At 31.2% G+C, this 14,211-nt stretch carries 12 protein-coding genes; 4 read left to right on the top strand and 8 right to left on the bottom strand.

The features are described 5' to 3' along the window. Window positions 1-149: 149 nt before the first annotated feature. The 8 genes from CD128_RS10415 to nrdI form a co-directional block, all read right to left on the bottom strand. On the bottom strand, window positions 150-1,187 hold the full coding sequence (locus tag CD128_RS10415) for a ferrated catecholamine ABC transporter substrate-binding lipoprotein SstD (protein WP_103329845.1): 1,038 nt from the start codon (window positions 1,185-1,187) through the stop codon (window positions 150-152). A 170-nt stretch (window positions 1,188-1,357) separates the two neighbouring features. Further along, the gene (locus CD128_RS10410) at window positions 1,358-2,395 is read right to left on the bottom strand and encodes a ferrated catecholamine ABC transporter substrate-binding lipoprotein SstD (RefSeq protein WP_103329844.1); all 1,038 of its coding nucleotides are present in this window, start codon (window positions 2,393-2,395) and stop codon (window positions 1,358-1,360) included. A 114-nt stretch (window positions 2,396-2,509) separates the two neighbouring features. Then, entirely contained in the window at window positions 2,510-3,289 is a 780-nt protein-coding gene (locus CD128_RS10405; RefSeq protein ID WP_103329843.1) for an iron ABC transporter ATP-binding protein, read from the bottom strand. Continuing rightward, window positions 3,286-4,245 (bottom strand): iron chelate uptake ABC transporter family permease subunit, encoded by a 960-nt coding sequence (locus CD128_RS10400; RefSeq protein WP_103329842.1) that lies wholly within the window; start codon window positions 4,243-4,245, stop codon window positions 3,286-3,288. The genes CD128_RS10405 and CD128_RS10400 overlap by 4 nt, the downstream gene beginning before the upstream one ends. Next, entirely contained in the window at window positions 4,235-5,203 is a 969-nt protein-coding gene (locus CD128_RS10395) for an ABC transporter permease (protein ID WP_103329841.1), read from the bottom strand. Before CD128_RS10395 ends, CD128_RS10400 begins: the two co-directional genes overlap by 11 nt. A 243-nt stretch (window positions 5,204-5,446) precedes the next feature. Further along, window positions 5,447-6,418, bottom strand: coding sequence for a class 1b ribonucleoside-diphosphate reductase subunit beta (gene nrdF / locus CD128_RS10390; protein ID WP_103329840.1), 972 nt, complete (start codon window positions 6,416-6,418; stop codon window positions 5,447-5,449). A gap of 138 nt (window positions 6,419-6,556) precedes the next feature. Further along, window positions 6,557-8,662: a class 1b ribonucleoside-diphosphate reductase subunit alpha gene (nrdE, locus tag CD128_RS10385; protein WP_103329839.1), complete on the bottom strand. Its 2,106-nt coding sequence runs from the start codon at window positions 8,660-8,662 to the stop codon at window positions 6,557-6,559. Next, on the bottom strand, window positions 8,625-9,023 hold the full coding sequence (gene nrdI, locus CD128_RS10380) for a class Ib ribonucleoside-diphosphate reductase assembly flavoprotein NrdI (protein ID WP_103329838.1): 399 nt from the start codon (window positions 9,021-9,023) through the stop codon (window positions 8,625-8,627). Before nrdI ends, nrdE begins: the two co-directional genes overlap by 38 nt. Before the next feature lie 787 nt (window positions 9,024-9,810). Here nrdI and CD128_RS10375 point away from each other — a divergent pair. The 4 genes from CD128_RS10375 to CD128_RS10360 all read left to right on the top strand — a co-directional run bounded on the left by CD128_RS10375 (window position 9,811) and on the right by CD128_RS10360 (window position 14,112). Continuing rightward, window positions 9,811-10,695: a DMT family transporter gene (locus CD128_RS10375; RefSeq protein WP_103329837.1), complete on the top strand. Its 885-nt coding sequence runs from the start codon at window positions 9,811-9,813 to the stop codon at window positions 10,693-10,695. A gap of 5 nt (window positions 10,696-10,700) precedes the next feature. Continuing rightward, window positions 10,701-11,201, top strand: coding sequence for a preQ(1) synthase (gene queF, locus CD128_RS10370; protein ID WP_103297213.1), 501 nt, complete (start codon window positions 10,701-10,703; stop codon window positions 11,199-11,201). Window positions 11,202-11,503: 302 nt separating this feature from the next. After that, window positions 11,504-13,009, top strand: coding sequence for an S-Cys-Gly-3M3SH uptake peptide MFS transporter (locus tag CD128_RS10365; protein ID WP_103329836.1), 1,506 nt, complete (start codon window positions 11,504-11,506; stop codon window positions 13,007-13,009). A 176-nt stretch (window positions 13,010-13,185) separates the two neighbouring features. Further along, window positions 13,186-14,112 (top strand): diacylglycerol/lipid kinase family protein, encoded by a 927-nt coding sequence (locus CD128_RS10360; RefSeq protein ID WP_103329835.1) that lies wholly within the window; start codon window positions 13,186-13,188, stop codon window positions 14,110-14,112. Window positions 14,113-14,211 lie beyond the last annotated feature (99 nt).

The raw sequence follows: 14,211 nt of genomic DNA, 5'->3' as shown, positions 1-14,211 counted from the left end.
TTATAGAGGTAATTGCGCTATTTTTGTATTCAAAACATAAAAATTGGACTGATGATTTTTAGTCATCAGTCCGATTTATTATAGAGCCGAATTATGACAATAAGGCTCAATAGTGCTAATTCATTAGTACTATTGAGCCTTCTGATTTTCTATTTTACTTTGTCTAATATTTTATTTAATTCGTCAATTTGTTTGATAGTTGTAGAAGTTGATCCAGCACTGAAGTACCATAATTTTGGATCTAATTCAAAAACATTACCCGCTTTAATCGCTTTTACATCTTTAATGACGTCATTCGCAAGGGTTTGTTTAGCAGTTGAGTTACCACTTACTACTTGTCCTCTATCCATTGCTAAAATGATGTCCGGATCTTTCTTAGTGATGTACTCATTATTAATATTTTGTCCATGAGGGCTAGCTTTAACATGTTTGTCTGCAGGTTTAAAGCCTAACGTATCAAATACTAAATCACCAAAGCGTCCTCCAGGACCGAATGTTGATAATTCACCTTCATTTACTAATAAGTACATTGTAGTTTTATTTGCTTTTTGAGCTCTTGCTTTTGTATCTGCAATTTTTTTATCTAACTCATCAATTAATTCTTTTGCTTTATCTTCTTTACCATATATTTTTCCTAAGTTAGTTGTTACCCTTCTCATATCATCAAGATAATTTTTTTCGGTTGAACCGACATAAAGGATAGCAGCGTTAGGAACAGCTTTTTTCAATTCATCAATATTTTTTTGTGTAGCTGTTCTATTAGAAATATAAATAACATCAGGTTTTGCTTTAGCAACTTTATCAAAGTTAATTTGCATCATATTGCCTGTATTGATATATTTATCATCTTTAAATTCGCTAAGAAAGCTAGGAAGTGTAGAATTCTTTTCACCTTTAGGTAAACCTTTAATTTGATCTTGAACTCCAAACGCTTTTAGAATATCAACTGCCCCATAATCAAAGACAATCGCACTTTTAGGATTTTTAGGAACTTCTACTGTTTCTTTAACAACTTTAGCATCACTACCGTCTTTTTTCTCACCACGTGTTTTGTAGTTATTCTCTATTTTAACTGTTTCTTTACTATCGTTATTTTTAGATTCGTTATTCTTACTATCAGAACCTTTACCACATGCTGTTAATACCAGGACAAGACTCAATAATATAAATAAAATAGATTTCTTCATAGATGTCAAACTCCTTCGATGTATTTTAATGATAATGATTATCAATATCATTAATTTTATATTACTTTATTATTCAGCAGTTGGCAATATTATTTTTAAACATATTTTTTAATTTTTAGATATATGAAAAGAGGCTCCGTCTTTAACGACGGAACCTCTATAAATGAGTGTTATTTATCAACTACTTTTTCTAATTCATCAATTTGTTTTATTGTAGTTGTTGAAGAACCTGAAGCGAAGTACCATAATTTCGGATCTAATTCATATACTTCGTTATCTTTAACAGCTTTAACATTTTTAATAACGTTATTTCCTAAGACTTGTTTAGCTGTAGATTTGCCGCCTACAACTGAACCACGGTCCATCGCTAAAATAACATCTGGATTTTGTTTAGTAATGTATTCATTATTAACATTTTGACCATGAGGACTATTGCTTACATTTTTATCAGCTGGTTTAAATCCTAATGTATTAAATACTAAATCACCAAAACGTCCATTTGGTCCGTAAGTAGATAATTCACCTTCATTCACTAATAAGTACATCACTTTTTTATCGAAATCTTTAGTTTTGTCTTTCATTTCAGAGATTTTTTCATCTAAATCTTCATTAATTTCTTTTGCTTTATCTTCTTTATCGTAGATTTTACCTAAGTTCTCTGTATTTTTCTTCATATCATTAACTAAATTCTTGTCTTCTGTACCTACATAGACAACTTTAGCGTTTGGCGCAGCCTTTTTGAATTCATCTAGATTTTTTTGATTAGCTGTTCTTCCTGAAATAAAGATGACTTCAGGTTTTGCCTCTGCGATTTTATCAAAATTAACTTCTTTTAAGTTACCAGTATTTAAATATTTATCATCTTTAAATTCATCTAAAAACTTAGGTAAAGATTGATTATTTTCACCTTTAGGTAAGCCTTTTACTTTATCAGCTACACCCATTTCTTTTAATACATCTAGTGCGCCATAATCTAATACAACAGCGTTTTTAGGGTTTTTAGGAACTTTAACAGTGTTAGATACCTTTTTCGCATCACTGCCATCTTCTTCCTTACCACTGGCTTCAAAATTATTTTTAATTGTTACTGTTTCTTTTGAGTCATTACTCTCACTTTTAGAATTGGAATCACTATTTTTTGATCCATTACTACAAGCAGATAAAACTAAAACTAATGATAATAATAAAAATAAGACAGTTTTTTTCATTTATACGACTCCTTAGTAAAATTTAACCTTAGTGCTAAGTTACATCTAGACTTCTCTCTAATTTACGTCTTCGATCGCATCACCCCTTTGAAGATTGAGGTTAAATTCTATTTATTAAATTGAGTCGAATGTGACTTCATCATAATAAAGACAAATACGTTGTCCGCGTATTTCCTCAATATGTACATCCATTTCGTATAATTCTTTTAAAATATCAGATTGAATCACATTATCTTTAACATCTGCTTTAACGATTTCTCCATGTTTAAGCGCGATAATATCATCTGAGTAACACGAAGCAAAGTTAATATCATGCAAAACAATGATAATGGTCTTATCTAATTCACGACATAATGAGCGTAATGTCTGCATAATTTGTACTGAATGTTTCATATCTAAATTATTTAACGGTTCATCAAGCAAGATATAATCTGTATCTTGTGCAATCGTCATAGCGATATATGCACGTTGTCGTTGCCCACCTGATAGTGTCTTTATATTTCTATCTCTAATTTCTTTAAGTTGTAATAGATCTAAGGCATATTCAACTTTTTCATAATCTTCTTTTTTCATTCGCCCTTTTGAATATGGAAAACGACCGAAATTAACTAATTGCTCAACAGTAATATTCATTTCAGTATGATTCGTTTGTTTTAAAATACTTAACTTTTTAGCTAAATCGTCACTTTTATAATCTAAGACCGACTTACCTTCAATTGTAATAGTCCCCTTTTCATACTCAAATAAGCGGCTGATGGCAGATAATAACGTACTTTTACCAGCACCATTAGGACCAATTAAAGAAGTAAGCCTTCCTTTTTTAATATTAACGTTAATATCTTTTAAAATAGGTTTGTTTTGTATTGATTTGTCTAAATTTTGGATTTGAATCAATTTGCACTTCTCCTTTTAACCAGTAAGTAAATGAAGTAACTACCACCTACTAAATCCACAATTAAACTGAATTCTGTTGTAGCTTCGAAAAGATTTTCAACTACCCATTGCGCCATAAATAAACTAATCCAACTAAATAAAATTGTCGCTGGCAAAATATATTTATGTTCAAACGTTTTCATAAATTCATGGGCTAAATTAACTGTTAATAAACCAAGGAATGTTATAGGCCCTATTAATGCAGTAGATATAGAAACAAGCAAAGCCACCATAATAAGTAAAATGCGTGTCATCTTGTCATAGGAAACCCCTAAATTAATGGCTTGCGCTTTTCCTAATAAAAGCACGTCTAAATATGGGCGAAGTATAATAGTAATAATAATTAAAACAACTAGTAAAATCCCTGAAACTACGACCAAGTTAGAATTTGCCGCTTCAAAACTAGCAAACATCGCACTTTGAACTGCTAAGAAAGAATCTGGATTCATTATAAGTTGAAGGAAACTTGTTATACTTCGGAAGAATGTTCCTAATATAACCCCTACTAATAGGATGAAATAAACTGAAAAGTTACCAAGTTTAAATATTCCTTGAAATAGTAGTAGTGAAAATATAACCATCGCAATCAAGGTAATTAAAAAGTTCAAATATACATTGGTAACAATAGTAGCTTGTTCACTTAATAAAAAGACTGGTAATACTTTTACGAATAGATAGACAGAATCAAGCCCCATAATAGAAGGCGTTAACAATCTGTTAGTAGTTATCGCTTGGAAAATTACCACTGATGTACCTATAGCCCCACCGACTAATAAGATTAAAATGAATTTTTTCAAACGACTTTGGAATTGATACTCAAATATATCAAAATCTAAACCTACTAATAAGTAAAAAATTGCCATACAAATTGCTATAACAGTTAATATGACTATTTTTTTATTAGAACTAATTTGCATAATTTTTCCTACCTTTCATAAGTAAGATTAGGAAAATAATTGTGCCAAATACACCTATCGTTAAACCGATATTAATTTCATAAGGATAAACAATTAATCTTCCAATAATATCAGCTATTAATACAAAAATCGCACCTAACATAAGCGTATGTGGCAATGCGTTTTTCAAATGATCACCTCTATAAATAGAGATAATATTTGGTACAATCAACCCTAAAAATGGTAAAGTTCCTACTGTTACCACAACTAAAGCTGTTAACGTTGCAGTAATAAATAAAGCGATATTAATGATTTTTTCATAACTTACACCTAAGTTATGGCTAAAGTCTTTCCCCATCCCCGCAATAGTAAAATGATTTGCGAAAATAAAAGCTAAAATAAGTAAAGGCACTGTTAAATATAGAACCTCGTAACGACCACTCGTTATAATCGCAAAGTTACCAGTAAGCCAGTTTCCAATGCTTTGTAATGCATTGGTTCTTAAAGCTATAAATGTAGTAAAACTTGATACAATGCCGCCAATCATAATACCTAGAAGGGGAACAAAAATGACTTCTTTAACACGAATAAAATTAATTAATTGAACAAATAAAAATGTTCCAATTAAACTTAAAGCAACTGCAAATAATAATTTAATTAAAATGTTTCCATTTGGGAAAAAGATGAGTGAAATTAAAATACCTAATTTCGCCCATTCCATCGTTCCGGCCGTGGTAGGACTTACAAATTTGTTTTGCATCATCTGTTGCATAATTAAACCTGCTAAAGCAAGTGAGCTTCCTGAAAGAAGGATACTAACTGTACGAGGAATTCGACTTGAAACCAAGATATTCCTTTGTTCGTCATTTAAGTGGAAAATATCAAAAAGAGAGAGCTGACTCACTCCCACAAATAAGGAGACAATAGTTAAAACCACTAATAAAACAAATAAAACATATCCCTTAAATAAAAATTTCATTAGCTATTCTCCTTGCAAAATATGTATTAAACTTCTTCACTTCCAACTGATGATAATGATTATCATTACTATTAATATTAAAGATTGTGAGAATTAATTTCAATAGCTTTTTAAATTTTTAATTTACGCGAAGGGAATATTTTATGCATTGTATGTAACTATTAATATTTTCTATCATTAAAAATTCTACACATAAAAATAGCGATTTCGATATATTAAAATCGAAATCGCTTCATAGTATTCTTATTCATTATCAAAAATAAAATCTTCATCTTGCAACGCTTCTACATTTAACGCTAATGTATAGCCGTCACCTTTAACTGAGAAGAAGTCATGGTTTTTAGTAGATGTATCTAAGGCATTTTCAATAATTGGGTTAAATTCTTTTTCCTCGAAATAAGGGTCAAAGCCAAGATTAGATAAAGCTTTATTCCCATTATATTGAACATAGTTAAGCACATCTTCACTTAAGCCGATATCATCATATAACATGTGTGTATAAGATACTTCATTGTTATATAACTCCTCTAACAATTTATACATTTCTTTATCAGCTTTTTGCTTTTCATTCTCAGAAAGTTCATTACGTAAACTTTGAGCATCTAAACCAGTGAAAACACCGTGAATAGATTCATCTAATAAAATCTTTCTGATAATCTCACCAGAAGTAGTCATTTTACCTTGTCCTGCAAGATATAAAGGATAATAGAAACCAGAATAGAATAAGAATGTTTCTAAGAACACACTTGAAACCCTTGCGATATATTGATCATAAATAGACGCTTCTTTACCCCATAATTTGTGATAATTCTCGATAATTTTGTCGGATTTATATTTTAAATGAGGCTCTTCAATTACCCAAGTATCTAATAAATAGTTTGTTTCACTTGATGGAAGTAATGTTGTAAAAATATGTGAATAACTTTTAGCGTGAATTTGTTCCATCATTGCCATGAATGAATATACAGCTTTTTTACGCAAGTCTGTTGTGTGTAACATGATTAGTGGCATACCGTCATCTGCTTGATGTGTATCTAATCCTGTTAATCCTGCTAATGCACGTTTAAATGTATTCTTCTCATTTTCGGTTAATGTCTTCCAACTTGCAATATCCTTTGATACTTTAAATTCAGTTTCCACCCACATTTGTGAGATATTTTGACGCCAAAACATGTTCGTCATATCTTCTTGAGTATTCCAATTGACGGCCTTCATTTAATAAATCCTCCTCTTTTATATCACATAACTAAATTACATTTTTAAGAGGAAAAGGTACAAATTTCCTAGAAAATGAGATACTTATACCTTCTCCTCTTTATCTATATTATCGGTATCTAGTTATTAATCTATTAATTAAATTGCACAACTTGTACACTCTTCTACACTTAATAATTTATTACGAGTGTAGTATAGAGATTTAAGACCTTTATGATGTGCATAAACATATAATCTAGATAATTCACGTGTTGAAATTTCAGAATTAACGTATAAGATAGTTGAAATTCCTTGGTCTACATGTGTTTGAATCGTCGCAATTAAATCGATTAATTTCATTTGATCAGTGTTGAATGCTGATTTGTAGTACCACATTGTTTCTGGTGATAAGAATGGCATTGGATAGAACGTTTCAGCATTACCATAAGTACGACGTTCAATTTGGTCTACGATTGGCATTACAGAACTTGTAGCATTTTGAACATATGAAATACTTTGTGTTGGTGCAATAGCAAGTCTATACGCATGATATAAACCATATTGTTGTACTTGTTCTTTTAAAGCTTCCCAGTCAGAAGCAGTAGGAATATCTAAACCTTCAAATAAACGTTTTACTTTCTCAAATTTAGGTGTGATGTCTTCTTTAGTATAGAAATCAAAATATTTACCACTTGCATAATCTGATTTATCAAAGTCTTGATATGATTCTCCACGTTCTTTAGCAATTTCCATTGAACGCTCAATAGAATAATAATTCATCATCATAAAGAAGACATTAGCGAAATCTTTTGCTTCTTCAGATTCATAACCAATTTTATTTTTAGCTAAATAACCATGTAAATTCATAACACCTAAACCAACTGAATGTAATTCACTGTTGGCTTTTCTTACGCCTGGTGCATTTTGAATATTTGCTTCATCACTAACCACTGTTAAGGCATCCATACCAGTGTGTACAGAATCTCTAAATTTACCTGTTTCCATTACGTTCACAATATTTAATGAACCTAAGTTACAAGAAATATCGCGTTTGATCTCATCTTCAATACCATAGTCATTGATTACTGAAGTTTCTTGTAATTGGAAGATTTCTGTACATAAATTACTCATTTTAATTTGACCAATGTTTGAGTTAGCATGCACTTTATTAGCATTGTCTTTAAACATTAAATAAGGGTAACCTGATTGTAATTGCGTTTGAGCAATCATATTTAACATTTCACGTGCATCTTTTTTCTTTTTAACGATATTAGGATTAGCGACCATTTCATCGTAGTATTTTTCTAAATCAATATCGTCAAGTGTTACACCGTATTCTTGTTTTACAGTATGTGGTGCGAACATATAGAAGTCTTTACCTTCTTTAGCAAGATCGAAGAATTTAGATGGTACGATTAATCCAGTAGAAATTGTAGATAAACGTAAATCTTCATCCGCATTTACTTTTTTAGTATCTAGGAATTCTTCCACGTCGTAATGGAAGATGTTTAAGTAAACTGCGCCTGCACCAGGACGTTGACCTAATTGGTCAGCATAGCTAAAGCCACCTTCTAAAGCTTTAGCAACTGGTAATACACCTTTAGCGACACCTTTAATACCTTTAATCGCTTCACCACGTGCACGTAATTTAGATAAGTTAATTGCTACACCGCCACCAATTTTACTTAATTGTTTAGCAGTTGAATCAATGAAGTTAATTGAGTTTAAACTATCATCAACTTCTAATAAGAAACATGAAACTAATTCGCCACGACGAGCACGACCTGCATTTAAGAAAGTAGGTGTTGCAGGTTGATAACGCTGTTCAATCATCGCTAAAATGAATTGTTTGGCTTGTTGTTTGTTACCTGCAGCTAAATACAAAGCAACAATAGCAACATGTTGATTATAATCTTCTAAGAATTGAGATTTATCATTTGTTTTAAGCGCATAGTCTTTATAGAATTTGCTTGCTGACATATAACTAGCAAACTCGAAATTAATTGACTTAGCAAATTCAGTAATTTCTACTAGATCTTCTTCGCTATATTGTTTAAAGACATTAAAATAAAAATTATTGTCTACTAAATAATGCAAGCGCTCAATCTCACTATCAAAGTATATTGTTTTGTCGTGAATTTCTTCTAAATATACTTTTAATGCTTCTTGATCTTTTTCCAAATCAAAGAAACCATTATCTTTACGTTTTGTTACTTCATTATTTAGCTCAATATGATTGTACTTTTTCTCGTCCATAATTTTCATTGAAATGCCCCACCTTATCTTTAAATTCAATAACATCTTTGTTCGTGCCTTGTACTTCAAATTTCATTATCAGAGGTACATTGTACGATTCTGAAATCGTGTGTCCTGCTTTGGCGAAGTTCTGTCCCCAATTACGGTTACCACTGGCTGCAACGGCACGTAAATAGTGATGATTTACTTCTAAAAATGACTGTACTTCTTGAGGTACTTCCCCAAATCCAATTGTTCCAGTAACTAAAATATAAGGCTCTTCAATACTATCCTTACAATTCTCTTTAGTTATTTCCATTACATCTGTGAGCCCACTACGTTTGATAAATCGTCGTACATTTCCAGAAAAGGAGAAATAAACTACTTTCATTGGAACGCCCTCTTTCGTCAATCTATATAATGAATTAAAAAGAAGTTCTCTTAAATGTATAAGAAAACTTATCTTAAACAATAATAAAATGTATTTTACGAGTTCAACGTTTACTTTAAGTTAATGATTTAGTAACCAAAACTGACTTTCATTGTTTAACCACTACATATTGTGTTTAAACTCTACCATCTTTATAATGATTTTATTTCGCTCGTACGTGTTAATAGTATGATTTTTCAAGAAAAAGCACATAAATCAGTGTGATATTTCTATTAAAATGAATAATTCACATATTACTTTTTTCTCCTCCAAACACAACATGTTGTGTTTGATTTTTAAAATCAATACTATATTCTGTGTTTCATTATACCGAATTGCCTTAGCAATTAAAAGACAAGATTTAGTGACAAAAGTTCGGGAAAACGTTTAAAAGTGCATTACACCAAACTTAAAATCAGTAAAATTTTTTATTTTCATTTTCCGAGGGCTTTCGCTTGCATTTTTATCGATAACACTAAACATTGAGTTATCAATGTTCTTGAGAGCAAATCTTTTATGTACACAACAAATTTTGCACAATACAACACAAATTCTCAATCATTATCGTTAAAAACACGAATGAAACATATAAATTTAGTGCAGAATGATATCTTATTTCTAAAATTAAGAACGTACGTTCGCTTCTCATTATATTATGCGCTTATATTGTTTGCAAGTGCTCATGCAATTCTAAATGAATTATGCTACTATATATACGTTAATTTTTTAATGAATGAGGCGATAAACCTTGAATCCGAAAGTTAAAGGAATTATTGCTATTTTAATTTCTGCAGTTGGTTTTAGTTTCATGTCAGTATTTTTTAGGTTGGCAGGAGACTTACCTGTTTTTCAAAAATCTTTAGCTAGAAATTTTGTAGCAATGTTTATTCCATTATTTTTTATTTTTAAATATAAACAACCTATGTTCGGGAAGTTAAGTAGCCAGCCCCTTCTAATTTCTCGTTCTACATTAGGCCTGATTGGTGTTTTATTAAATATTTACGCTATCGATCATATGGTATTAAGTGATGCCGACACGTTAATGAAACTGAATCCATTTTGGACTATCTTACTCAGTTTAATTTTCCTTAATGAAAAAGTTCGTAAATATCAAATTATCGCCATGATTATTGCGATATTTGGTATGTTATTTATAGTCAAACCAGAATTTTCATCTACTATGATTACATCGTTAGCTGGGCTATTCTCAGGTATTTTTGCAGCGTCTGCATACACTTGTGTTCGTGCATTAAGTACTAGAGAAGCACCATATACTATTGTATTTTATTTTTCACTATTTTCAGTAGTTGTATTAATTCCATTTTCAATTGCAACTTTTGAACCTATGACGACTATACAAATGGTTTATCTTTTAGGTGCTGGCCTTTCTGCAGCAGTTGGTCAAATTGGAATAACATTAGCATATAGTTTCGCTCCTGCAAAAGATATTTCAATTTTCACTTATGCTTCTATTATCTTTACAGCATTATTCGGTTTTATTCTTTTTGGAGAAACACCAGACTTTTACGCTATTATTGGATATATCATTATTATCGGTGCTAGCTACTATATGTTTGAAAAGGCCCGTCGCCAAAAAGTTTTACCTGAGCAACAAACTAATACTAAGGAGTGAGTCATTTGACTAAAGGACGTCAAAAAGATGAGTTACAAGATATTACATTATTAGGTAATCAAAATAATAAATATGAATTTGACTATACACCAGAAGTGCTTGAAACATTTGATAACAAACACCAAGGACGCGATTATTTCGTAAAATTCAATTGTCCAGAATTCACCTCATTATGTCCTATCACAGGACAACCAGATTTTGCCACAATTTACATCTCATATATTCCTAATGTAAAAATGGTAGAGTCTAAATCATTAAAATTATATTTATTCAGTTTCAGAAATCACGGAGATTTCCACGAAGATTGTATGAATATTATTATGAATGATTTAATCGACTTAATGGATCCACACTATATTGAAGTATGGGGCAAATTCACGCCGCGTGGTGGTATTTCAATCGATCCATATACAAACTATGGTCGTCCTAATTCAAAATATGAAAAAATGGCGGAACATCGTTTAATGAACCATGATATGTATCCTGAAAAAGTAGATAATCGTTAAAAATTGTATCTTTTCCACTAAATTGTCCGAAAATTTAGTGGAATTTTTTCATTTTTGAAACATTTTATTTAAATTCACTATTGCCTATTAAAGAATTAAAGCGTATTTTATTAATATCATTTAAAATTCTATAAGAGTAAGACTATTCACATTGGGAAAACTTATTCTTAATATTTTATTTAGTATCAACTAATTGACTGAAAATTTTAAAAATTTTAATTTTTAAGAAATCCCTTTTCTTATACTATAAGTATTATTAGAAATGTTTTAGTCATTAAGGGAAAGAAAGGATTGGGATACTTATGGCAACAAACAATTCCCATGAACAAGCTGTTCAAAGCATACCTCAGAAAGGATTCTTCGGTCACCCTAGAGGATTAGGTGTACTTTTCTTTGTAGAATTTTGGGAAAGATTTAGTTACTATGGCATGCGCGCAATGCTTATTTTCTACATGTATTTTGCACTTAAAGACGGCGGATTAGGTATTGATCAAACGACTGCCATGTCTATTATGTCTGTATATGGCGCACTTATTTATATGTCTTCTATTCCAGGGGCATGGATCGCTGATAGACTTACAGGAACACGTGGTGCCACATTAATTGGTGCTGTATTAATTATCATTGGACACATATGTCTAAGCTTACCATTCGCAATGTTTGGCTTATTCTCTTCAATGTTCTTTATCATTATTGGTTCAGGTTTAATGAAACCAAACATTTCAAATATTGTTGGTCGTTTATATCCTGAGAATGACACACGTATGGATGCAGGTTTTGTAATCTTCTATATGTCAGTTAACTTAGGTGCGTTAATTTCACCTATCGTACTTCAACATTTTATTGATATTAAAAACTTCCATGCTGGATTCTTAATTGCAGCCATTGGTATGGCACTAGGTTTAGTATGGTACATGCTTTTCAACAGAAAAAATTTAGGCACAGTGGGTATGAAACCAACTAACCCACTATCAGCTGAAGAAAAAAGAAAATATAGTTTAATTGTTGGTATCGTTGTAGCAATCATTGTTATCGTATTGTTAGTTACATACTTTACTCAAACATTAACATTCGATTTAATCAGTAATACAGTACTTGTACTTGGTATCGCATTACCAATCATCTACTTCACAACAATGATTCGCAGTAAAGACGTTACAGATGTAGAACGTTCTCGTGTTAAAGCATTCATTCCATTATTTATCTTAGGTATGTTATTCTGGGCAATCCAAGAACAAGGTTCTAACGTACTAAACATTTATGGTTTAGAACGTTCTGATATGCAAATGAACTTATTTGGCTGGAAGACAAAATTTGGTGAAGCTTGGTTCCAATCAATCAATCCACTCTTCATCTTATTATTCGCACCAGTCGTTTCAACAATTTGGTTGAAAATGGGTAAAAGACAGCCAAGTTTACCAGTTAAATTTGGTATTGGTACATTATTAGCCGGCGCTTCATACATCTTGATAGGAATTATTGGTATGAGCTATGGCAATACACACTTCTCAGTAAACTGGGTTATTCTTTCATATGTTGTATGTGTAGTCGGCGAACTATGCTTATCACCTACTGGTAATAGTGCTGCCGTTAAATTAGCGCCTAAAGCGTTCAACGCTCAAATGATGAGTATTTGGTTATTAACAAATGCATCAGCACAAGCACTTAACGGTACGTTAGTTAAATTAATTAAACCTTTAGGTCAAACAAATTACTTTATTTTCTTAGGCGCAGTAGCTATCGTGATTACAATTATCATCTTAGCCTTCACACCTAAGATTTCTAAAGCAATGAAAGGTATTCATTAATTAAATTTATTGCAGTAAAATTAATTTAATTATTCGTGAGGTTGAAACAAAAGATGTGTTTCAACCTCCTTTTATATGTAAATTACTTTTCTTTATTTTCAAAAGATGTAATTATCATATATATCATCAGGGTATTAGTATATAATTGAAGTTTTAAAATGAAAGTAGGCATTCATATGACTCAAAAATTTAATCATGGCGTACTATTCTACCATGAACATAGTGGCCTAAAAGACATATACGAAGGTTTAGGAGCAGTAGCTAAATCGTTAACTAAAATATGTAAACACTTATCTGTTCAATTAAGTGAAAACGAAGGCGATATTATTAAATACTGCGAACAAATTAAAACACACGCTTATAGTGATGATGTTGATATCGTATTTATATTAGGTGGAGATGGCACGGTAAATGAACTGGTCAATGGTGTCATGACTAACGACCTCAATATTCCAATTGGTGTCATTCCTGGAGGCACATTTAACGATTTTACTAAAACATTAAATTTAGATGCTGACTACGAAAAAGCAAGTGAACAATTAGTTGATGCTCATATTGAAACATATGATGTCATGAAAGTGAATGGTACTTATGTATTGAACTTTGTTGGATTAGGCTTAATCGTGCAAAATGCCGAAAATGTTCAAGAAGGACGTAAAGATATCTTTGGTAAATTAAGCTATATTGGTTCAACGGTTAAAACATTAATGGACCCTGAACATTTTGACTTTAAGTTATCAGTCGATGGTAAAGCACATACTGGCAACACTTCTATGCTTGTTATTGCTAATGGACCTAATATTGGAGGTGGACGTATTCCACTTACTGATCTCTCTCCTCAGGATGGGGAAGTAAATAGCTTCATTTTCGATAAACAAAGCTTTAGTATCCTAAATGATGTCTTTAAGAAAAGAGATAGTATGAATTGGAATGAAATTACGCAAGGCATTGACCACATTTCAGGTTCTCATATTACTTTATCAACGGAGCCTAAGATGAAAGTTGATATCGATGGAGAAATTAACTTAGAAACCCCTATTGAAATTGAAGTATTGCCTCAAGCACTCCAGATTCTAACTTTCTCTGAAGATGAAAATAAATAAATGCTCTAAAAAATGGTTCTACGCAAACATCGGTTGATAAATAAAAAAATTATTTAATTATAATTAGATTAAGCGACAAAGAGGAAATCAGACTTTTTT

Source organism: Staphylococcus croceilyticus, assembly GCF_002902575.1.
Lineage (GTDB): Bacteria > Bacillota > Bacilli > Staphylococcales > Staphylococcaceae > Staphylococcus > Staphylococcus croceilyticus.
Note: the sequence above shows the minus strand (reverse complement) of the source record. Positions and strands in the feature narration are given on the sequence as shown.

Bases quoted from the DNA above. Each gene is read 5' to 3' on its own strand.
- CD128_RS10415 (WP_103329845.1), bottom strand. From the start codon at position 1,187: ATGAAGAAATCTATTTTATTTATATTATTGAGTCTTGTCCTGGTATTA.
- CD128_RS10410 (WP_103329844.1), bottom strand. From the start codon at position 2,395: ATGAAAAAAACTGTCTTATTTTTATTATTATCATTAGTTTTAGTTTTA.
- CD128_RS10400 (WP_103329842.1), bottom strand. From the start codon at position 4,245: ATGCAAATTAGTTCTAATAAAAAAATAGTCATATTAACTGTTATAGCA.
- CD128_RS10395 (WP_103329841.1), bottom strand. From the start codon at position 5,203: ATGAAATTTTTATTTAAGGGATATGTTTTATTTGTTTTATTAGTGGTT.
- nrdF (WP_103329840.1), bottom strand. From the start codon at position 6,418: ATGAAGGCCGTCAATTGGAATACTCAAGAAGATATGACGAACATGTTT.
- nrdE (WP_103329839.1), bottom strand. From the start codon at position 8,662: ATGAAAATTATGGACGAGAAAAAGTACAATCATATTGAGCTAAATAAT.
- nrdI (WP_103329838.1), bottom strand. From the start codon at position 9,023: ATGAAAGTAGTTTATTTCTCCTTTTCTGGAAATGTACGACGATTTATC.
- CD128_RS10365 (WP_103329836.1), top strand. From the start codon at position 11,504: ATGGCAACAAACAATTCCCATGAACAAGCTGTTCAAAGCATACCTCAG.
- CD128_RS10360 (WP_103329835.1), top strand. From the start codon at position 13,186: ATGACTCAAAAATTTAATCATGGCGTACTATTCTACCATGAACATAGT.